Here is a 20,127-nt window from a genome sequence, read left to right as displayed (position 1 = left end):
GTCGGCTGGCAAGCATTTCATTTACCGGGTCACTGAGCGCCAGGTCACCAGCCCCTCCAGGCCATGCTCGGACTTCAGGTAGTTGAGGGTGTTCTGTGCCTCGGCCTTTTCTTCGAAGGGGCCGGCAAAAAGGTGCGGTGGTTCATCGAGAACCGTGGGTATATCGATGAGCCCCATCTGGGCCGCCATGCGCGCAAAGTCTTCATCGGTTTGCGGGGTGATGCGGGCCACCCATCCGCTGCGATCCCTCAAGGCGATAGGCTCCACGTCGGCACCGCAGCGCTTGCATCGTGAGGCGTTGGCCTTGATGTCCTGGCCGCAGGCAGGACAAGGGCGCAGATCTTCATGCACCAGCGCGTCAACGCCGGTCTTTGCCAGCCGGGGCATCAACCACAGGGCAAGCAGGGCGACACCCGGAAAGAACAGCCCGATTGCAAACCATCTTGGCCCCGAGCGCCCACGTGTACTGGCCGCGTAAGCGGTCATTGCCGTGAGAATGAGCCAGAGGGGGAGCGAGATGCCCATTGCAAGTCCTTGTGTTGAGGTGTGAGTACAGCTCCCGCTGAACGGGGGCTGCAAAATATCCGTTCTTTGGCGGCGACGCCATAAACCATCATTCGAGCGGCCTGGTGTGGGGTAGTGGCCAGTGAGGTCAAGCGGTCGCTCGGTCGGCGCCGCTGCCGTTATCAAACAGGAGCGCCTCTGTGTTGCTGGCGCGCCAGGCCATTGGCTTGCTGTCGAATGATGAGGACAATCACGGCGCGGGGTGATTCAAGGCCTTTCCCCGGGCGGCTGTCACGAACCACCCGGGTGCACCTTGAGCAAGAGCGGCTAGGCGCGTGCCTGCCGGGATAGCCGATCCTGTGCCTACCGTTATTCCCGGAGCCTTTGCCCAGTGCCTGACCTGTCGATCAACGCCGCCTATGCCAAACGCTTCAACGCGGTACTGGCCTACATCAATGAGAACCTTGAAGGCGATCTGTCGGTGAGGACGTTGAGCCGGGTGGCGAACTTCTCCGAGTTTCACTTCCATCGGCAATTCACCGCCTTCGTCGGCGTGCCGGTTGCACGTTATGTGCAACTGATGCGCTTGCGCGGTGCGGCCCATCGCCTGGTGTCCCGGGCGGACTACTCGGTGCTGGAGGCCGCGCTCGGCGCTGGTTTCGAAAGCCCCGAGGCGTTTTCCAGGGCGTTCAGGCGGGCGTTCGGCATGAGCCCGAGTGCGTTCAGGAAGCAGCCGAACTGGCAGGTCTGGAATGCGGTATTTGCCATCCCTCATTTTTCCAGGAGCATCATCATGCAGGTACGAATCGTGGACTTTGCCGACACCCGGGTTGCAGCGCTGGAGCACTGCGGGCCTGCCGAGCTGGTCAATGAAAGCGTGCGCAGGTTTATCGATTGGCGGATGCAGAGCGGGCAGTCGCCGGTGGCATCGAGTCGCAGTTTTGGCATTCCCTTCAACAACCCCGATACCACGGCGCCGCAGGAATTCCGCTTTGCCATCTGCGGCGAGATTCATGAGGCGGTGGTGGCCAATGAGGTGGGTATTGGCGAGATGCAGATTGCCGGTGGCCGCTATGCGGTGGTGCGGCATGTGGGTTCGCCGGATCACATCGGTGAAAGCATCTACCCGATCTACCGCGATTGGCTGCCGGGCAGTGGCGAGGAACTGCGGGATCAGCCGATGTTCTTTGAATACCTGAGTATTTATCCGCAGACCCCACTGGAGCAGTGGCTGACGGATATTTATGTGCCCTTGCAGTAGTGGGGATGGGTCAAACCTTGCTCATGACCTCGATTTGAGCATGACCTTCGGGTACAGGAGTTCGACCTTTGCCAACGTTGAAACGCTTTAGCGTTCAGGGAACCGCGGTGGGCAGTGAGCAGAGCATCCAGCTGGACGAGATCTCGATTCTCGCCGAGCCGGACACGCTCAGGGCGCTGGGTGAGTTCCTGATCAAGGCTGCAACTGACATGGCGGCCGATGGCCTGGAGCATGTGCACCTGCAAGAGGTGATCGAGGGCTTTTCCCATGAGCGGCATGTGGATTTCATTGCGCTTAACCGGGCGCTGATCCTGCCGGCATAAAGTGGTGCTGCGCGCTGCTCGACCGAGGGGCAGCGCGCAGCTGGCGGGCTACAGGCCGGGAGCCTGTTCGGTCACTTTCAGCTCGAAATCAAAGCCGATGCCGCGCTCGTTGAGGATCTCGCCAATGCGTTTGAAAAACCAATCGACCTGCCCGGGCAGCTCGTGCAAACCCAGGACCCGGATCATCAGCTGCTTGCCGCGGGCATCGGGAATTTCGCTGTAGATCTCCTCACTTTCGATAAAGGTGATGTAGGTGTTGATCTTCTCCTGCAGCAGGAGCAGGTGCTCGCTGTGCGCCGCTTCGTCACCCCATTCGAGAGGGTCGACCATGATCAACAGCAGGCTGTCGGGCGCGGATTTGGGGATTGCCCAGATATCGATGACTGTTGGGTTGGTGATGGACATGGCTGATCCTTCAGGCGGTTGAGGGCGGGATTGTATGCCGTAGCGGCTGGATTCTTCAGTGGGCAGTCGGTTTTTGCCCCGTCCAGGCGCAACCTGGCCGAGCGGTTTTCAAGAGCGGTCGGATCGACGGCAGTGACAAAATGCCATCATCTGCTATGGCTTGTTAGGCCCCCCGGTGGATAGACGCCGGGCTCCAGGTGCCATTGCCCCGAAGCATCGAGACAGCGCGGGCCGCGTTATTCGACTTAACTGATGCTCACCCGCCCGGGAGGCGGTTCGTGGGCGCAGGAGGACGGAGTGTGGCCTGCAATCCCGACAGGCCTGGATTGACCCGAGTGAGTATCGACGTTGCCGTGCCGAGTGGGCCGCTACCCCAGTCGTCGGCTTGTTTGTAGCTCTCTGACACTCAGTCGATAGCGTGGAATGAAAGCAGGGAAGTACCGACCATTCTATTAGAGAGATAAACCATGAACGTCAGGACAATGAATCTTGCTCCAAGGTCTGCCGCCTTTTTCTCGCTCATTGTCCTGGTGGTGTTCGCCCTGGGCATGGTCGCGGTGCTGCAAATGGGCAAGCTGCGAGACTCCGAGCAGGATGTCGAGACCAACTGGATGGCCAGCATTCGCGAGATCGGCAAGATGAAGACCGGCATCTTGCGCCTGCGCCTGGAAAGCATCCGCATCACCGTGACCACCGACGAACAACAGCGCCAGACCCGCATCGCCTCCTTGAGCGGTTACCGAAGCACCCTGCAGAACACCATCAGCCAGTACGTCCCCCTGATCACCGGGCCGGCGGAGCGTGAGCTGTACCAGGCGGTGGCGACCGATGTGCAGGCCTATTTCAAGCTGGTGGACGAGCTGGAGCCGCTGCTGCGCAGCGGTGACAACGCCGCGGCCATCACCTTGATCAACACCCGCATCAGCCCCATGACCAACGCCATGCAGGAGAAGATGGACAAGCTCTCGGACTTCAATGACGAGGGCGCCAGGCAGGCGGGGATCACCGCTTCGTCGGTGTACAACAGCGGCCTGACGCTGGTGCTGGTGTTGATGGGGGTGACGGTGGTGCTCACCGTGGTGCTGGCCACCGTGCTGACCCGCAGCATCACCGCGCCCATCGGCGATGCCCTGGCGGTGGCCGAGCGCATCGCCGGCAGCGACCTGTCCCGGGAGATCGGGGTCAATGGCCGCGATGAAGCCGGCCGCCTGCTGGCCGCCCTGGCCAAGATGCAGAGCAACCTGCGGGAAACCATCGCCCACATCGCCGACTCTTCGACCCAACTGGCCTCGGCCTCGGAAGAAATGACCGCGGTGACCGAAGACGCCAGCCGCGGGCTGGTGCGGCAGAACGATGAAGTCAGCCAGGCAGCCACCGCGGTGACTGAAATGAGCGCCGCGGTGGACGAGGTGGCACGCAACGCCGAAGCGGCCGCGCAGTCGTCCCGCGAGTCCATGGAGTTCACCCGTTCCGGCATCGAGAACGTGGCCCAGACCCTGAAGGCCATCGAAGGCCTGGCCGGCAACGTGGCCAGCACCGGCGAGCAGGTCAAGGCGCTGTCCGGCAGGGCCCAGGACATCAGCAAAGTGGTGGAAGTGATTCGCGCGATTGCCGAGCAGACCAACCTGCTGGCCCTCAACGCCGCCATCGAAGCCGCCCGCGCCGGTGAGCAGGGCCGGGGTTTTGCGGTGGTGGCCGATGAAGTGCGGGCCCTGGCCCACCGCACCCAGCAGTCGACCCAGGAAATTGAGCAGATGATCAGCGCGATCCAGGCCGATTCGACCCAGGCGGTGAGTGCCATGAATGTCAGCGCGGAGATGGCCAACAGCTCGATCTCGGTGGCGCAGAACGCTGATGTGTCGCTCAAGCAGATTGCTCAGGCGATCACCCAGATCAACGAACGCAATCTGCTGATCGCCACCGCCTCGGAAGAGCAGGCCCAGGTGGCGCGCGAGGCGGACCAGAACCTGACCAGCATTCGCGAGCTGTCGATCCAGAGCTCGGCGGGGGCCAGCCAGACGGCCAGTGCCTGCGGGGAGATGGCCAATCTGGCGATCGAGTTGAACCGGCTGGTGGCACGGTTCAAGGTTTGAGCGCGGTTTTTTGCCCTACGGTGGTCTGGTTCCTCCGTAGGAGCTGGCTTGCCAGCGAAGCTTGTCAATGAGGGCGCGGGGTGGGGGACATATCCGTTGCTGCGGCCAGGGCCGCTGGCGGTTTCGCTCTTACAGCGACTCACTTTTGAACAGCGCAAAAGCAAGCAGTTTCCTTATGGCCCTGACCGTTGAAACCTGTAGCCGCTGTCGAGCGCAGCGAGGCTGCGCACGAGGACGCAGTCCTCGCCAAACCTGCCGATGCTTTTCACCTGGCTGCATAGGGTTCTGCGTACCTATCCGTTGCTGCGGTTACGGCCACTTATGGTTTCGCTCTTACCGCGAGTCACTTTGGAAAAGCCGGAATGCCGGCCCAGCCCAAAGTAACCAAAGGGCTCCTGCCCCTCCACTCTGTGCCTCGCTAATGCTCGGCAGGCCCGAACGAAGGCATTGATCCGTGGGCCGCCGCCACCGGCCGTCCCTGGCCGGATGGCGGCTAACCCGGCGTCCTGCCGGGTTACCCACGGCTCAATGCCTGCGTTCGGCCATCGTGTCTAAAGGGGCAGGAAGATCAAAAGCCAAAACCAAAACCAGGGCCGGATCAACTCAACATCTGACGGCAGGCGGCCTGAGGGCGACTCTCCAACCTGACGGCGTTCTGCATTGGCCCTGTTCCCCGCTTGAGCCTGTGTTTAGCGCCCGAGCTTTTCCATTGCCGCATCGGCCAGGAAGGACGAGCGGCTCTTGATGTTGTGCTCGCGGACGAAGCGGTCGATCTGCTGAATCACATACCCCGGCAAGGTCACGTTGACCTTCTCGGTCTTGCCCAGGTAAGGCGTGATGTCGATCTCCAGCATGCCCCAGCCCATGCCCGCGAAATCGGGGTGGGTGCGGTGTTTGCCGGTGGGCGAGGGCAGGGGAATGGCCTGCCCGGCTCGGGCCCGTTCTTCGAGCATGACGTGGGCAATCTCGATGGCGGCGCTGTAGGCGGCCTCGAAGGTGTCGCCGGCGGTGACGGCGCCGGGGATGTCGGGAATCTGGATGCCGGTGGCGGTGTGTTCGTCGCCCCACTCGATGCAGATGGGATATTGCACGGGGATTTCCTCAATACAGGTGCGAAGAATGATGGGAGCTAAAGCAGCCCGGCCAGTTTCCTGATGGCCCTGACCGTTCCCCGGGGCAGATCCTTCTTCGGGTGAGGCACTGGAACGGTGTGGGGCCTGTAGGGATGCTGGAACAGATGATGGCTGCCAGTGACTCGCTCCAGCACCCATCCCGCGGCTTCAAGCTCCTTGATCAACTGTCTGCTTTGCACCTCCATCTCCTTGTCGGGGTGAGAGGTGCTTTATAACTCCAGGCGCATGATAACGCAGGTTGAATTGTGTGTCTGGAGTTATGTATCAAGGGGTGTCGTTCAGCAGGGGCCGGTGTGCTGGGCGGTCCCAGGCAACATGAAAGTGCCCTCGGTTTTTCATGGACGTGCCATTGCCGCCCATTGCACTATTGCCGCGGATTTTCAGTCACCCATCTCCCCCCGTCGAAGGCCGATCCATCGGCGGGTTCATGCCAAGGAAGTCATCAGATCCATGACCGTCAGCGAACTGCTTGTCGCCATTCGTAAACCCTATGTTGAAACCCTGGCGCGTGTTGCCGCAGAAGGGGCGGCGCATGTCGAGCCCGCGTACCGCAACAGCGATGGTTCGCTGGCGGTTGAGGGGGCCATGGGCACGCCTTGTCGGGTGGATGTGATCGCGGCCGAGAGCGGGGAGCCGGTGCAGGTCGATGCCGAAGCTGAGCTGGGTTTTGAGCCTGTGAGGTTTGCGATCGAGCAGATGGTGGTGGGGATCTCGCCCTTTGGCTGGGACTGGTTGCCGCTGGAGGTGCGGGGGTTGAGCCTGGAACAGGCCTCTGAGGTTATTCGGGCGTGGTTCTTTGAGTGGTTCGATGGCGAAGATGAGAACCGGCCAACCGAAGAAGGGCTGCAAGGGGTGGTGCATTTCGTGTCGGACCCGGAGGCCACGGAGGAGGGGTACAGGGTCAAGATTGATCTGGGGTCGGCCCCTGGAGAAGCGGTGGAGGGGTTGTTGTTTGCGTTGGCAGATGCTGGCGCTAGCGGAGCTTTCCTCGGATAGGCAGGCGGCTTTGCGATAGACCTGATATCGCCGCCACCCTGTAGGAGCTGGCTTGCCAGCGAAGCTCGCCAACGATGACGCGCAGGCACCTTCTTACCGAGTGCAGTTGGGGGCGGCTGGTTTACATATCCGTTGCTGCGGGTGCGGCGGCTGGCGGTTTCGCTCTTACAGCGACTCACTTTTGAAAAGCGCAAAAGTAAGCAAAACGCTCCTGCCCCCGCATCCGGCGCCTCGCCTAGGCTCGGCGTTCCCTCGCTCCGGCATTGCTCCGGGGGCCCGCCGCCACAGGCCATCCATGGCCTGGGGCGGCTAGCTCGGCATCCATGCCGAGCTGCCCCCTACGCAACGCCTGCGCTCGGCCTCCTGAAGGGGCAGAAAGATCAAAAGCAAGATCAAGATCAAAAGCCCAAGCGCGTTGTACGCGCTTTCGTAGGAGCCGGCTTGCCGGCGAATTGGCCCGCAAGCCATCCATCGCCCTGGCTGACGCCTGCGTAATACCTGCGCTTGACCTTCTGAAGGGGCAGGAAGATCAAGAGCCAAAGTCCAAAGCAAAGCCAACACCGTCAACGGCGACCTCACTCTCAGAGCTTCATGCCCACCGCCAGCCGGTTAAAGGCATTCATCAAGGACACGGCCAAGGTCAGGTCGGAAATTTCGACCTCGCTAAAGTGCGCTTTCAGCGGTTCGTACAGTGCGTCCGGCGCGCCCTTGTCGTGGACATAGGTGAGGGTTTCGGCCCAGTCCAGGGCGGCGCGCTCGCGGTCGTTGAACAGTTCGCTGACGCGCCAGCCGGCGAGGCAATCCAGTTTGTCCTGGGCGACTCCACATTCACGCAGGGTCTGTGAGTGCTTGCCCAGGCAGAACGAGCAGCCGTTGATCTGCGACACCCGCAAATACACCAGCTCCAGCAAGGGCAGGCCCAGGGGGCTGGCGGCCAGGGCGGTGTTGGTGGCGAGCAGGCCTTGATAGGCGGCCGGCGACAAAGTGGCAAAGGGCAGTCTGAGTTGGCTCATGGTGAAACTCCGATATGGAAAAAAGTGATCAGGCACAAACGAGGGGGTTGAACAGTGGCTGCAAGGACAGTGCGCTGCGGGCCTCGTCGAGGGTTGCACGCACCGCTTCGTCGCCGAACACCAAGCCCTGCAGATAAGTGAACTGCAGGTCGAACAGGCCAAGGGTGTTCAGCACCTGGCGCAGGTAAGGCGTGAGAAAGTCCGGTTGGCGTGCCCGCGGGCCTTGGTGAAAGCCGCCGGAACTCACCAGCACATGCACGGGGCGGTCCTTGAGCAGGCCGACCTTGCCCTCCGGGCCGGAGCTGAAGGTGCGGTGAATGCGCAGCACGTAGTCGATCCACAGCTTGAGCGCCGCCGGCAGGGTGAAGTTGTGCATGGGCGTGGCAATCAGCAGCACATCGCAGCGCTCCAACTCACGAATCAGCCCTTCGGACACCTCGAACAACGGCGCGTCGAAGGGCGTGGCGGTGGTCAGGGCGTGGGCGTAGTCCAGGCCCAGCGCTGGCAACGGCTGCGCCCCCAGATCGCGCTCGACCAGTTCGAGCTGCGGATAGCGTTGGCGCAGGGCGCTCAGCAGCTCCAGTGCCAGCCGGTGCCCCTGGGAAACCTGGCCATGGGGGCTGGCGTTGATCAACAGGACAGTGTTCATGCCGGCTCCCCACCGCGAAGCCGCTGGGTGAAGTGCATGCCGCGGGCCAGCAACCCCTGGCGGAAATAGAAGCGCTGGGCCAGGGGCATATGCAGGCCGGTATCCAGCACGAAGTGCTCGCATTGACGCTGCACGGCCTCATCCCGCACCGCACTCAACAGCCGCGCTCCCAGGCCGCTGCGCTGCAGCTCCGGGCTCACCACCAGGTCATCGACGTAGATGAAGCGCCCGTAGAGCAGGTTTTCCAGCTCGCGGTAACCGGCCAGGCCGACGATGCGCTCGGCGTCCCACGCGGCGAGCAAGCGGTAGCCCTGTTCGGTTTGCCGGGCCAGTTGGGCGACATAGGCCGCCGGGTGGGTGAGGTGCGGGCGCAAGACACGCATCACGTCGAAACTGGCCGCCAGGGCCGCCTCGCTATCGAGGTGTTGAAGGGTGTAGGGCATGTCCGTCATCCGCTGCAAAGAGATGACCCACTGTAGAAGGCCGATGGCTTAAGCTACAGGGCCAAAAAATGCATAAATGACTAGGCCATGATCCTTCCTTTCGAACTGGACCGCAGCCAGACGGCGCCGATCTATCGCCAGCTGTACCAGCGGTTTCGCGAGTCCATCGCCGATGGCCGCCTGCGTCCGGGGGACCGTGTGCCGGCGGTTCGCGCCTTGGCGGCGGAGCTCAACCTGGCGCGGGGCACTGTGGAAGCCGCCTATCAACTGCTGATAGGCGAGGGCTACCTGATTGCTCGCGGGGCCGCCGGGACCATTGTCACCCCGCAACTGGCGCCGATTTGTGCGCCCACGCAGCGCGCCCCGGTGGCTGCAACGACCCATCAAGCCACCCATGCCGGCACCTCGCCCCTGGCACTGCAAATGGGCCTGCCAGCGCTGGACGCCTTTCCGCGCAAACTCTGGACCCGCCTGGCGGGCCGGCAACTGCGCCAGGCGGGCGTCGAAGGCCTGGTCTACCCGGACGCCCGCGGCTACGCCCCGTTGCGGGCGGCCATTGCCTCCTACCTGGGGATTTCCCGGGGCATCACCTGCCACCCGGAGCAGATTTTCGTCTGCGCCGGCTACCGCGCCTGCCTCGACCTGATCAGCCACACCTTGATGCGCCCAGGCGCCACCTGCTGGCTGGAGGAGCCCGGCTACTTCATGGCCAGGAACGCACTGCTGGAAGCCGGCGCGCAGTTGGTGCCGGTGCCCGTGGACGATCAAGGCCTGGACGTCGCCCAAGGCATCGCCCGCGCCCCAGAGGCCGGCTTTGCCGTCGTCACCCCGACCCACCAGAGTCCGCTGGGAGTGTCGCTGTCCCTGCCGCGGCGCCTGGCCCTGCTGGACTGGGCCAACCGCCAAGGCAGCTGGATCATCGAGGACGACTACGACAGCGAATACCGCTACCAGGGCAAGCCCTTGCCCGCCCTCAAGAGCCTCGACCAGCAGGGCCGCGTGCTTTACACCGGCACCTTCAGCAAAGTGCTGTTTCCGGGGCTGCGCCTGGCCTACCTGGTGGTGCCCGCCGAACAGACCCCAGCGTTCGCCCGCCAGGCGGATCGTTTGCACAACCACTGCCCGCACCTGCTGCAAGCGACGGTCGCGGCCTTTCTCAACGAGGGGCACTTTGCCCGGCACCTGAACAAAATGCGTGGCTTGTATGCGCGTCGGCGGCAATGGCTGGTGGAGGCGTTGCACCAGCAGGTGGGTGGGCGTTTGCAGATAGACCCGCAGGCGGGGGGCATGCATGTGGTGGCTGGGCTGGGGGAGGGGGACGATGTGCAGATTGCCCGGCGGGCTCGGGGGGAGGGGATGGCGGTGGAGCCGCTGTCGCAGTGGTATCTGGGAGATGGGGGGAGGCAGGGGTTGGTGATGGGGTTTACCAATGTGGGCAGTGCGGAGCAGGCGGAGAGTGTGGCGGAGCGGTTGGGGCGGGTTGTTGGGTGAGAAGCGGGCTGTTGGCCGTTTTGCCTTGACGGCCACTCACTGTCGACGAGCGCAAAAGTGATAGCGCTTGTACCAAGATTGAAATAAATCAATACGTTTAATTGACGTCATTAAAACGCCAACCTAAGATCGCCGCCGTTTAATGGCACAAGGCCATGTAGAGGGATCTAGAAATGTGGCGTTTGGTACGTCGGACCAGGCTCAGCCTGCTGTCCGCTTTTTTTTGCCTGGGCACCGTCGGGATGGCCGAGTCCGCGCCCCTGCAGAATGCTCCAGGCGTCACCGACCTGATCCGGGACCGCCAGGATCGCTTGCTCGAAGAGCAACAACGTCGCCTTGAAGAACTCAAGGACCTGCCCGGAAAAGTCGTAGCGCCTAGCCAGCAGGCGGCGCCCACCGACACTCGTTGCTTCACCATCAAAACCGTCGACCTCAGTGGTGCCGATGCCTTGTCCGAGCGCGAGCGCAGCAACTTGCTCAAGCCTTACATCGGCCAATGCCTCGGTGTGCCCCAGCTCAATGAATTGCTCAAGGTCATCACCGACCAATACATGACCAAAGGGTTGGTCACCAGCCGTGCGTACTTGCCACAGCAAGACCTTTCCAGCGGCAACTTGAAGGTGCAGGTGGTCGAGGGTCGATTGGAGGGAATGAAGGGCGCAGAAAACAGTGGTGTCACCGACCGCCAGCTGTTTATGAGCTTCCCTGGCAAAACGGGCGATCTGCTCAATCTGCGGGAAGTTGAGCAGATGGTTGATCAACTGAACCGCTTGCCTTCCAACCAGGCGCAGATGGAATTGGCACCGGGCAAAGCCGTTGGCGGCAGCGAAGTGCTGGTCAAAAATACCCCACAAAAGCCCTGGCGCGTTGGCCTGTCGCGCCACAACGGTGGCCAGCGCAGCACGGGAGAGCAGCAGTGGGGTGCCAGTCTGGATTGGGATAACCCTCTCGGCCTGGCTGATCAACTCTCGCTGCGGGGCGGCCACGATGCGCTAAGCGATCACAAAAAAAACTCGAGCAACTCGATGCTCAACTACAGCCTGCCGTTCGGCTGGTGGAACCTCAATTACACCTACAGCGAAACCGAATATCGCTCCTTGGCCCAGGCCAGCGGTTTCAATTTCAAGCAATCGGGCGACAGCCAAAATCATCAGTTGCGCCTGGAGCGCGTGATCCATCGCGATGCCCTGAGCAAAACATCCCTCAGCACCGGCGTGGCGTACCTGCGCACCAACAACTTCATCGAGGACAGCAAGCTCGCGTTGAGCAGCAACCGTCTCAGCGAAGCCCAGTTCGGCATTAACCATGGCCGCCGCATTGGAGGCTCATTCCTCAACATCGACTTGGGCATGCAGGACGGCATCGGTGCGTTCGACGCCCAGGCCAATCACAACCCACGCCCCGGCCAGGCCGATGCGCGCTATCGCAAATACACCGCGACCCTGAGCTACCTGTACCCGTTCAAGCTGTGGGGCGAGTCGTTCAGTTTCAGCAGTCTGATGACCGGCCAGCGCAGCGAAGATGTTCTGTTCAGCCCTCAGCGCATGAGCCTGGGTGGGCAGTCGTCGATTCGCGGCTACAAGGATCAAAGCCTGGCTGGTGACAGCGGCGGTTACTGGCGCAATGACCTGCGCTGGAGCCGCCCGGTGACCTGGGACTGGATGCAGCCGGTGTTCAGCGAGTACGGCACCAGCCTGGGGTATGACCAGGGCGTGATCCGCCGCGATCGCTATAACGCCGAACAGCACGGGCGCATGACCAGCAACTCGGTGGAGCTGTTTGCACGTGGCCAGAACGTCGCCGCTACCGTGACCTTTGCCCACTCTTTGGAACGACCGGCGCCGATCACTGAGCGTGAAGCGCCGATCTATTTCCGCCTGGATTTCTTTCTCTAAATTTTTACCGCCCTTGGGCATCGAGACATGACATGGACGTTCAACAGCTCGCCTTCCTTGCGCGCCAACCTTCTGCATCCCTGAAAAGCCGCTCCCACTTCATGGGCTTGCCCAAACGCGGGTTGGCGTTTGTTTTGGCGAACGTCATGTTCTGGCAACCGTTGCTGGTGCAGGCGGAGGGGATTGTGGTCAGCGCGCCGGGCACCAGCCTGGATCAGGCGGCGAACGGCGTGCCTATCGTCAACATCAGCGCACCCAATGGCAGCGGGCTGTCGCATAACCAGTTCAGCGATTACAACGTCGGCCAACAGGGAGTGATCCTCAACAACGCCACCAGCCGCACTCAGTCCACGCAGTTGGGCGGGATCATCCTCGGCAACCAGAATCTCAACGGTACGGCTGCCAGGGTGATCCTCAACGAGGTCAACGGCGGTAGCCCCAGCCAACTGCGCGGTTTTACCGAAGTGGCGGGGCAGTCGGCCCATGTGATCGTGGCCAACCCGTATGGCATTACCTGCAACGGCTGCGGCTTTATCAACACCCCGCAAGCGACGTTGACCACCGGCAAGCCTGTGCTCGAAAACGGCCAGCTTCAGCGGTATCAGGTGGATCAGGGCAGCGTTGTTATTGAAGGGGGCAGGCTCAATACCAACAACATCGACCGCTTCGAAATCATTACCCGCTCAGCCAAGCTCAATGCCGAAATTCAGGCCAAGAACCTGACAATCATTGCCGGCGCCAATGATGTTGATGCCAAGACCCTGAAGGCTACTGCGCGTGCCACCGACCCGGCGACGGCTCCTCAACTGGCCATCGACTCCTCGGCTCTGGGCGGCATGTACGCCGGGGCGATCAAGCTAGTCAGCAGTGAAGCCGGTGTCGGCGTAAAGCTTGACGGCAACATGCTCGCCAGTGGTGGCGATATGCAGTTGGATGCCAATGGTCACTTGAGCCTGGCGCAGGCCACGGCGGCGCAAGCGGTTGTCATCAATGCCAAAAGCCTGGACGCCCAGGGCGCGATCTATGCCGGTACCCGTGTCGAAGCCACCACCCAAGGCACACTGACCAACCGTCATTCCATCGCCGCTCAGGACAGCGTCAAGCTGACCAGCGACGGTCAGCTCAACAACCTTGGCTTGATCGAGGCCGGTGTCACCCCGCAAAGCACCCGCAACCAGAGCGGTGATGTGACCCTCACCGCCAAGAGCATCGACAACCGTGGCCAGAGCGTCATCGCCAGTCGCGACCTCAAGGCAACCGTCAGCGAGACCCTCGACAACCGCGCCGGCACGCTGTCGGCGAACACCGGGATGAACCTCAACGCCCAGGACATCGACAATCGCAGCGGCACCCTGACCAGTCAGGGCACGCTCAACACTACTCTCGGTGGTCGGCTCAATAACCGCGACAACGGTACCCTCGCCAGCGCCGGTGAGCAGACCTTGAAAGCAGCCGCGGTGCAGAACACCAACGGGGTCATCAGCAGCCAGGATACCCTTGCCCTGGACGTGGTCAGCCTCGACAACAGCAGCGGTAAGATCACCACTAAAAGCGCGCTGACCCTGACGGGCACCACCGTCGAAAACGCTAAGGGTCAGATCACCAGTCAGGGTGACATCCGCGCCACCGCCAGAGTCTTCAACCAGCAAGGCGGCAAACTGATCAGCCAAGGCCAGCTCAGTCTGACCGCTGACACGATCGACAACAGCCTTGACGGATACATTGCCTCCGTCAATGCCATGGGCCTCACTGCCCATCAGCAACTGATCAACACCGGCAAAGGCATCATCAGCACCCAGCAGGGCCTGACCATCAACGGCGGTGCGGTGGACAACACCACGGGCAGCCTGCTCAGCCAGAGCGGCATCACCGCGACCTTGGGCGCAGGGCTGAATAACCAAGATGGCAGCGTCATCACCCAGACCGAAAACCTCACCATCGAAGCCCACAACGTTGATAACCGTGGCGGTGTATTGGCCAGTGTTGCGGGCAAGCTCAAGGCCACTTCGGCGACCGTGCTGGATAACGGGAAATCGCTCACCGCAGCTGACGAAGCGGGGCTGATCCAGGCCCATTCGATCAACCTGGGCGCGCAACAATCGCTACTGAACAATGGCGGCCAGATTGCTGCCCTGAGCGGCGATACCCAGATCACCAGCACGATCCTCGACAACCAGAACGGTGCATTGCTGGCCAAGCAAGCCCTGAACGTAAGCGCTACCCATCTCAACAACAGCCAAGGCCGAGCTGCCGCAGATGCCATCGATTTCGGCCTGACCGGCGAACTGAACAACCAATCTGGCCTGGTCGAAGGCGCCAGCGCTTTGCTGATTGACGCCGCGTCCATCAACAACCAGAACGGCAAATTGCGCTCCCTCGGTCAACAAGGCACCGCCAGCGTAGCCAGTGCGCAGTTGCTGGATAATCAGCGCGGCATGATCGAAGCCGCCAACCATGACGTGTCCCTGCGCATGGCCAGCTTCAAGAACACCGACGGCAATGTCCGTCACGTCGGCACAGGCACTTTTGCGGTCGATCTGGCGAAGTTCAGCAATATCGGCGGAAGTGTCGCCACTGCCGGCACGCTGACCGTCGACGCCGCCACCTGGGACAACAGCACGGATGTTCAGGCTGATGTGCTGAATGTCACCGTAGGCCAGCTCAACCAGGCAGCCACCGGCAAACTTGCCGCCAGCCAACGCTTCACCGGCAAGGGCGACAGCTGGACCAATGCCGGACGCATCACCAGCGGCGGAGCGTTCTACCTGACCGCCGCCAATGTCACCAACACCGGCACCCTCGGCGGCGCCGGCAAGGTTGATCTGAACGCCGAGGCGGTGCGCAACGATCACGGTCTGATCTTCAGCGGCACCGACATGGCGCTGCGCTTCAAGAACCTGACCAACTACTACGCCGACATCTACAGCCTCGGCGGCCTGAGCATGATGGCCCGCGACGGCGTGGCCCGCAGTGCGTTACTGGAAAACATCTCCAGCCATATCGAAGCCGCCAACGATGTGCTGGTGCGCAGCGACAGCGTAATCAACCGCAAGGACGTGTTCAGCACTGTCGACCAACTGGTGTCGGGCAGCCTGAGTGTGAGGTGCTACGACTGCAGCGGTGACCACCACAACGTCGATTACATTGCCAACGAAGTCTCCAAAAGTGTAGTGGCGACAGATTCGGCCAGCTCATCTATCCAAAGTGGGGCCAAGCTGACCGTCGATGGATCCAGCGTGCTGAATAAATACAGCACCATGGCCTCGGGCGCGGATCTGCTGATCACCGCCGACAACTTCGCCAACATCGGCGCTACCACCGGTACCAGCACACGCACACGCACCTGGAACACCGGCCGCGTTACCGACGGTACGGATGAGCGCTTCCGCGCCAACTGGATCTACCCCTACAACGCTCAGCCCAACCCCAAGGTATTGCCGGTGGGCGCGCTCAACTCTTTCAACCTGGTGGGCGACACCACCACCGTGACCCCGGGCGATCCCATTGCCTCGGTGATCCAGGCGGGCGGCAATATCAGCATCCAGGCGACCCAGCAGCTGGAAAACAGCAGCATCGTGCAGTTCACGCCGCCTACGCCCGTCGCGGACAAGGGCGGCGCCACGACCGTGACCAAGCCCGCCGTGGTGGTGCTGAACCCGCAACTGCCACCGGACCTGGCACAGCAACAAGTCAACCCGACCAGCATGCCGGGCTTCGCCCTGCCGAGCGGTACGAACGGGTTGTTTCACGTGGTCGACAGCGCCGCTGTTGCCAAAAACAGCCAGGACCTGAGCCAAGCCAACATCCAGGGCTCGGACGCCAGCCGGGTGTTCGTCGGCCCCAAATACCTGGTCGAAACCAACTCTGCCTTCACCGATCTCAAGCAGTTCATGAGCTCGGACTACCTGCTGGGCAAGCTGGGCTACGACCCTGAAACCAGCTGGAAGCGCCTGGGCGATGGCCTCTATGAACAACGCCTGATTCAACAAGCCGTCACCGCGCGCACAGGTCAGCGCTTTATCGCCGGCCAGACCACCGACGAAGGCATGTTCAAGTACCTGATGAACAACGCCATCGCCAGCAAGGACCAGCTCAACCTCTCCGTTGGCGTGACCTTGACCTCGCAGCAAGTCGCCGCACTGACCCATGACATCGTCTGGATGGAAGACCAGGTGATCAATGGCCAGCACGTGCTGGTCCCCGTGCTGTACATGGCCCAGGCGAACAACCGCCTGACGGCGGATGGGGCGTTGATTCAGGGCAAGGACGTCACCTTGATTGCCGGTGCGGATTTGAAGAACTCCGGCACGTTGCGCGCCAGCGAAAACCTTTCGGCAGCAGCGGGGAACAACCTCGTCAATACGCGGCTCGCGCAGGCCGGTGAAAAGCTGAAGCTGGTGGCGGGCAAGGACCTGGTGAACATGCAAGGCGGCATCCTCAAGGGTAAGGATGTTGACCTGAGCACCTTGACTGGGGATATCCGCAATGACCGGACCATCACCACGATTGAAAACAGTGGGAAGGGCTTCAGCTCCAAGACGGCAGTCGTCGATAGCGCCGCGCGGGTTGAGGCCGAGAACAACCTGACGATGCATGCAGCGCGGGACTTGCTGAATGTCGGCGGGGCCATTACCGCAGGCAAGAACGCTGAGCTGAGCGCGGGTAACGACGTGGTGATTGCGGCGGCTCGCGAGGAAACCGGCTCAACGCGCCAGGACAAACGGCATTTCTGGGCGCAGAGCCAGACGGTGCAGCATGCCAGTGAGATCAAGGTCGGTGGGAATCTTGATGTTGTGGCGACGAACGATTTGACGATGGTTGCCAGCCATGTCAAGGCAGGCGGCGACGTCAATTTATCGGGCAAGGATGTGAGCCTCCTTGCGGCTGCCAACGAAGAATCAAGTGAGTACCGCTATAAGCGCAGCGGCAAGAAGATCAAGCAGGAAGAAGACCATGTTCGCCAGCAGGGCACGACGATTGAGGCCGGTGGTGATGTAAAGGTTGCGGCGCTGCAAGACCTGACGATGGTCGCCAGCAAAATCAACGCCGGTAACGAGGCCTATCTGGTGGCCGGTAAGCAGTTGAATTTGATGGCTGAACTCAACCGCGACTACTCCCTCTACGACATGAGCAAAAAAGGCAGTTGGGGGAGCAACGCGGCGAAACGCGATGAAGTGACGCAGCACACTAACGTCGGCAGTGAAATCAAGACGGGCGGCGATCTCACGCTCAAGAGCGGCGGGGACCAGCGTTACCAAGTGGCAACCCTGGACAGCGGTAAGGACCTGACGCTGGACAGCGGTGGCCGCATCGTGTTCGAGGGAGTGAAGGACTTCCACGACGAGAGCCATACCAAGAGCAAAGGCGATTTGGCTTGGTACAAGATGAAGGGCGAAGGGAAGACCGATGAGACCCTTCGACAAAGCGCCCTGATTGCTCAAGGCAAGCTGGTGATCAAAGCTGCCGAAGGCATTCGTATCGATATCAAGCAGGTCGATCAACAGAGTGTTAGCCAAACCATCGATGCGATGGTGCAAGCGGATCCCAACCTGGCCTGGATGAAACAGGCGCAGGCCCGTGGTGATATCGATTGGCGCCAAGTCAAAGAAATTCACGACAGCTTCAAGTATGAGTCCTCTGGCCTCGGTGCTGGCGCCAAGATTGCCATCGCTATTCTGATGTCTTTCATCCTCGGCCCCGCTGGTTTGGGGTTGAGCGGGTCAAACCTGGCAGTTGCTGCCAGCCTGAGCACGACTGCGGTCACTAGCACCATTGATAACAAGGGCAACCTTGGTCTGGCGGTGAAAGATACGTTCAGTACGGGGAGTCTGAAGAACGCTGCGATTGCGGGATTCACTGCTGGCTTTCTTGATTACGCCGACGACAAATGGTTCACGGCAGCCGATGGCGCGGGCTCGGCCACACAGGGTATTCAACCCACGGATGGTGCTGCGGTAGGTGCGGCGAACTCCTCCAAAGATATCTTCCGTTGGAGTAATGCGTCTGATGCGGCGACTCGTACCGTTGGGCGAGCGCTTATCTCGAGCGGAGTGTCCTCGGCCATTGGGGGAGGCAGTTTCGGCAGCAACTTCAGTGCAGCCTTGATGGGCGAGGCCGGCCAAATGGCCATGGCCTCCGGCTTCAACTGGATTGGTGACAACGCCATTCATTTTCCAGATGCAAGCGTCCAAAAAGTGGTTGCTCACGCGATCATGGGTGGCTTGTTGGCTGAGCTGACGGGCAGTGACTTCAAGACCGGCGCAGCGGCAGCAGGGCTCAATGAAGTCATGGTGAGCTCGATGGGCGACCTGGGCCGGGATAACAAAGAGCTGAGGCTGGTTCTATCGCAACTTACCGGCTTGGTAGCGGCTGCGGCAGTCGACGGCGATTTGGACAAAGGCGTTGCCATCGCCAAAGGCGCCACTCAGTACAACCATGACCTGCATGAACCTGCGGCGAAACAGATGGCCCAGCAAGCGCTGGACCAATGTCGCGAAAACCCACTGCTATGCGACATGGGCATTGATTTCAGCAAGTTGACGGTCGACGACATCGTTTTTGCCATGCGTGTAGAGGGGGAGCATGGAAAGGGGATAGAGAACGCCAAGCCTGAAGCAATCGCTTTTGTTGACGGCTTTATGTTCAGCAGAGCTCCTCACATAGTTGGCGATTTGTACACTGAGACGGAGTCTGAGCGGTATAGGCTTGGTGTTGAGGCTAAGGCGAGCTTGGTACTGGCGGTCATCAATCTTGGCAATGGGATTCGTAGCTTTGGTAACTACCTGCAAGGATTGGTGAGGGCGACGCCAACAGGTGTACCTGTCGCCAAGGCTGTGGATGAGCTTGCGGCAAAAGGAACTGGTGGTGCGGGGCAAGCCGCCAAGAATCCTAATTCGACCAGTGCGATGACGGATGCCGAGGCGGGAATGCCCTATAGTCATCCGGTGAAGCCAGCTGCAAAAGAGACCGCGAAGAATCTAGTCTCAGGGGAAACTAAGGTTGTAGGTATTGATAAGCCAGCGGCTAACGATGCTAATTTTACGTTGGCATTACCTTCAGGAAAGAAAGGCTCTGTAGTTAGGGGGGCTTTAGAGGAACACGAGTTTAAACAGGCATCTGATATCGTTTCCTTTAGAGGAGGTCAATTTAAGGGGGCTGATACACCTAGTTTTGCGGGCATTGATGGCTGGCTTGATGGTGTTCCTGTTCAACTTAAGACAATCAAAGGGACTAGTATAAATTCGGTTAGAAGAAATATTCTTAGTGGCGCTGAAGACATGGCTAAAGCTGGGTATAAGGGGGATTTGTATATTGATGCAGCTAGTACAGGAGTGTCCATGGAGAAAATGTTAAGTCACTTTAAGTCGGGGTCCCCAGTCTCAAATGTTGTTGGTGAAGGGACGGTGAGTAATATTTATATAAAAACTCAGGATGGCTGGATGAATATATCCTCTGGTCGAGTTTCTCAATATAAAGGGTGGGAGTGATGTCATCTGGTTTATTTGTTCCGATCAAAGAAGTCCCAAACTTTCAAAGCCTCCTAAGAGAGCTGCTTACCTTCCTTTCTGGTTTTTTTTTAGAGGCAGGTCAATTAAGGGTCGGTGTGAATCTCGGCGGTGGGGGGGAATTGATTGATAGTTTTGTCTTTGTGCATGATCAAGAACAGGAGCCTCTTTGTTGGATTGGTTTTATGAGGCTTCCTGAAGATTCGAGAGAGGTTTCAGAGGTGGATTTACCTATTGTTGCTGAAGTTACAAGGAGCTCCAAAGAAAATATGTTGTTTTCGGTGGCAGTTGCTTGTGCGATAGGGAAGGCTTTCGGAGGGCGAGTGATATATGATGATGCTCATGTGTATTTTGATTGCAAGAAAGATGTTTATACTCTCTTGGAGAGTGAGGAGTATCTTTCTGTTAGATTGTGA

General features: G+C 60.4%; 15 protein-coding genes and 1 pseudogene. 9 read left to right on the top strand and 7 right to left on the bottom strand.

Annotated features, from left to right (window positions below; translation table 11 throughout):
* Window positions 1-21: 21 nt before the first annotated feature.
* On the bottom strand, window positions 22-525 hold the full coding sequence (locus ACMGG8_RS23960) for a zinc ribbon domain-containing protein (RefSeq protein WP_060843047.1): 504 nt from the start codon (window positions 523-525) through the stop codon (window positions 22-24).
* A 370-nt stretch (window positions 526-895) separates the two neighbouring features.
* Here ACMGG8_RS23960 and ACMGG8_RS23955 point away from each other — a divergent pair, with 370 nt between their 5' ends.
* Window positions 896-1,765, top strand: a complete 870-nt coding sequence (locus tag ACMGG8_RS23955) for an AraC family transcriptional regulator (protein WP_060843048.1) — start codon at window positions 896-898, stop codon at window positions 1,763-1,765.
* A 68-nt stretch (window positions 1,766-1,833) separates the two neighbouring features.
* Window positions 1,834-2,088 carry a hypothetical protein gene (locus tag ACMGG8_RS23950; RefSeq protein WP_060843049.1) on the top strand — a complete coding sequence of 85 codons (255 nt, stop codon included), beginning with the start codon at window positions 1,834-1,836 and terminating at the stop codon, window positions 2,086-2,088.
* Window positions 2,089-2,136: 48 nt separating this feature from the next.
* Here the strand turns inward: ACMGG8_RS23950 and ACMGG8_RS23945 are convergent, their stop codons facing one another.
* Window positions 2,137-2,493, bottom strand: a complete 357-nt coding sequence (locus ACMGG8_RS23945; RefSeq protein ID WP_060843050.1) for a DUF6572 domain-containing protein — start codon at window positions 2,491-2,493, stop codon at window positions 2,137-2,139.
* A gap of 467 nt (window positions 2,494-2,960) precedes the next feature.
* Here ACMGG8_RS23945 and ACMGG8_RS23940 point away from each other — a divergent pair.
* Together ACMGG8_RS23940 and ACMGG8_RS23935 are read left to right on the top strand one after the other, a co-directional pair.
* Window positions 2,961-3,731: pseudogene (locus tag ACMGG8_RS23940) on the top strand (MCP four helix bundle domain-containing protein); the annotation flags it as partial.
* The gene (locus tag ACMGG8_RS23935; protein ID WP_414159978.1) at window positions 3,723-4,586 is read left to right on the top strand and encodes a methyl-accepting chemotaxis protein; all 864 of its coding nucleotides are present in this window, start codon (window positions 3,723-3,725) and stop codon (window positions 4,584-4,586) included. The pseudogene ACMGG8_RS23940 and the gene ACMGG8_RS23935, both read left to right, overlap by 9 nt.
* 689 nt (window positions 4,587-5,275) lie before the next feature.
* Here the strand turns inward: ACMGG8_RS23935 and ACMGG8_RS23930 are convergent.
* Window positions 5,276-5,677: a type II toxin-antitoxin system HicB family antitoxin gene (locus ACMGG8_RS23930; RefSeq protein ID WP_016968754.1), complete on the bottom strand. Its 402-nt coding sequence runs from the start codon at window positions 5,675-5,677 to the stop codon at window positions 5,276-5,278.
* Window positions 5,678-5,715: 38 nt separating this feature from the next.
* Window positions 5,716-5,898, bottom strand: a complete 183-nt coding sequence (locus ACMGG8_RS23925) for a type II toxin-antitoxin system HicA family toxin (RefSeq protein ID WP_042942436.1) — start codon at window positions 5,896-5,898, stop codon at window positions 5,716-5,718.
* Window positions 5,899-6,169: 271 nt separating this feature from the next.
* Here ACMGG8_RS23925 and ACMGG8_RS23920 point away from each other — a divergent pair, with 271 nt between their 5' ends.
* A complete protein-coding gene (locus ACMGG8_RS23920; protein WP_414158580.1) occupies window positions 6,170-6,715 on the top strand; it encodes a hypothetical protein in 546 nt (181 codons plus the stop codon).
* Between the two features lie 581 nt (window positions 6,716-7,296).
* Here the strand turns inward: ACMGG8_RS23920 and ACMGG8_RS23915 are convergent.
* The 3 genes from ACMGG8_RS23915 to ACMGG8_RS23905 are packed head-to-tail and all read right to left on the bottom strand — an operon-like array spanning window position 7,297 to window position 8,820.
* Window positions 7,297-7,728 (bottom strand): carboxymuconolactone decarboxylase family protein, encoded by a 432-nt coding sequence (locus ACMGG8_RS23915; protein WP_016968757.1) that lies wholly within the window; start codon window positions 7,726-7,728, stop codon window positions 7,297-7,299.
* A 28-nt stretch (window positions 7,729-7,756) separates the two neighbouring features.
* A complete protein-coding gene (locus tag ACMGG8_RS23910) occupies window positions 7,757-8,377 on the bottom strand; it encodes an FMN-dependent NADH-azoreductase (RefSeq protein WP_414158579.1) in 621 nt (206 codons plus the stop codon).
* On the bottom strand, window positions 8,374-8,820 hold the full coding sequence (locus ACMGG8_RS23905; protein WP_250330613.1) for a GNAT family N-acetyltransferase: 447 nt from the start codon (window positions 8,818-8,820) through the stop codon (window positions 8,374-8,376). Before ACMGG8_RS23905 ends, ACMGG8_RS23910 begins: the two co-directional genes overlap by 4 nt.
* Before the next feature lie 87 nt (window positions 8,821-8,907).
* Between ACMGG8_RS23905 and ACMGG8_RS23900 the strand changes: the two genes are divergently transcribed.
* The 4 genes from ACMGG8_RS23900 (at window position 8,908) to ACMGG8_RS23885 (ending at window position 20,127) form a co-directional block, all read left to right on the top strand.
* A complete protein-coding gene (locus tag ACMGG8_RS23900) occupies window positions 8,908-10,311 on the top strand; it encodes a PLP-dependent aminotransferase family protein (protein ID WP_414158578.1) in 1,404 nt (467 codons plus the stop codon).
* A gap of 173 nt (window positions 10,312-10,484) precedes the next feature.
* Window positions 10,485-12,206, top strand: a complete 1,722-nt coding sequence (locus ACMGG8_RS23895) for a ShlB/FhaC/HecB family hemolysin secretion/activation protein (protein ID WP_060838494.1) — start codon at window positions 10,485-10,487, stop codon at window positions 12,204-12,206.
* Window positions 12,207-12,238: 32 nt separating this feature from the next.
* Window positions 12,239-19,693 carry a DUF637 domain-containing protein gene (locus ACMGG8_RS23890; RefSeq protein WP_414158577.1) on the top strand — a complete coding sequence of 2,485 codons (7,455 nt, stop codon included), beginning with the start codon at window positions 12,239-12,241 and terminating at the stop codon, window positions 19,691-19,693.
* Window positions 19,693-20,127, top strand: a complete 435-nt coding sequence (locus ACMGG8_RS23885) for a hypothetical protein (protein ID WP_235758583.1) — start codon at window positions 19,693-19,695, stop codon at window positions 20,125-20,127. Before ACMGG8_RS23890 ends, ACMGG8_RS23885 begins: the two co-directional genes overlap by 1 nt.

Source organism: Pseudomonas sp. BNK-45 (assembly GCF_047456255.1).
In the GTDB taxonomy this organism is placed as follows: Bacteria; Pseudomonadota; Gammaproteobacteria; order Pseudomonadales; family Pseudomonadaceae; genus Aquipseudomonas.
Note: the sequence above shows the minus strand (reverse complement) of the source record. Positions and strands in the feature narration are given on the sequence as shown.

Excerpts from the sequence above, each read along its gene's own strand:
- ACMGG8_RS23895 (WP_060838494.1), top strand. The coding sequence starts at position 10,485 with ATGTGGCGTTTGGTACGTCGGACCAGGCTCAGCCTGCTGTCCGCTTTT.
- ACMGG8_RS23960 (WP_060843047.1), bottom strand. The coding sequence starts at position 525 with ATGGGCATCTCGCTCCCCCTCTGGCTCATTCTCACGGCAATGACCGCT.
- ACMGG8_RS23905 (WP_250330613.1), bottom strand. The coding sequence starts at position 8,820 with ATGCCCTACACCCTTCAACACCTCGATAGCGAGGCGGCCCTGGCGGCC.
- ACMGG8_RS23890 (WP_414158577.1), top strand. The coding sequence starts at position 12,239 with ATGGACGTTCAACAGCTCGCCTTCCTTGCGCGCCAACCTTCTGCATCC.
- ACMGG8_RS23885 (WP_235758583.1), top strand. The coding sequence starts at position 19,693 with ATGTCATCTGGTTTATTTGTTCCGATCAAAGAAGTCCCAAACTTTCAA.
- ACMGG8_RS23915 (WP_016968757.1), bottom strand. The coding sequence starts at position 7,728 with ATGAGCCAACTCAGACTGCCCTTTGCCACTTTGTCGCCGGCCGCCTAT.
- ACMGG8_RS23900 (WP_414158578.1), top strand. The coding sequence starts at position 8,908 with ATGATCCTTCCTTTCGAACTGGACCGCAGCCAGACGGCGCCGATCTAT.
- ACMGG8_RS23920 (WP_414158580.1), top strand. The coding sequence starts at position 6,170 with ATGACCGTCAGCGAACTGCTTGTCGCCATTCGTAAACCCTATGTTGAA.
- ACMGG8_RS23945 (WP_060843050.1), bottom strand. The coding sequence starts at position 2,493 with ATGTCCATCACCAACCCAACAGTCATCGATATCTGGGCAATCCCCAAA.
- ACMGG8_RS23935 (WP_414159978.1), top strand. The coding sequence starts at position 3,723 with ATGCAGAGCAACCTGCGGGAAACCATCGCCCACATCGCCGACTCTTCG.
- ACMGG8_RS23910 (WP_414158579.1), bottom strand. The coding sequence starts at position 8,377 with ATGAACACTGTCCTGTTGATCAACGCCAGCCCCCATGGCCAGGTTTCC.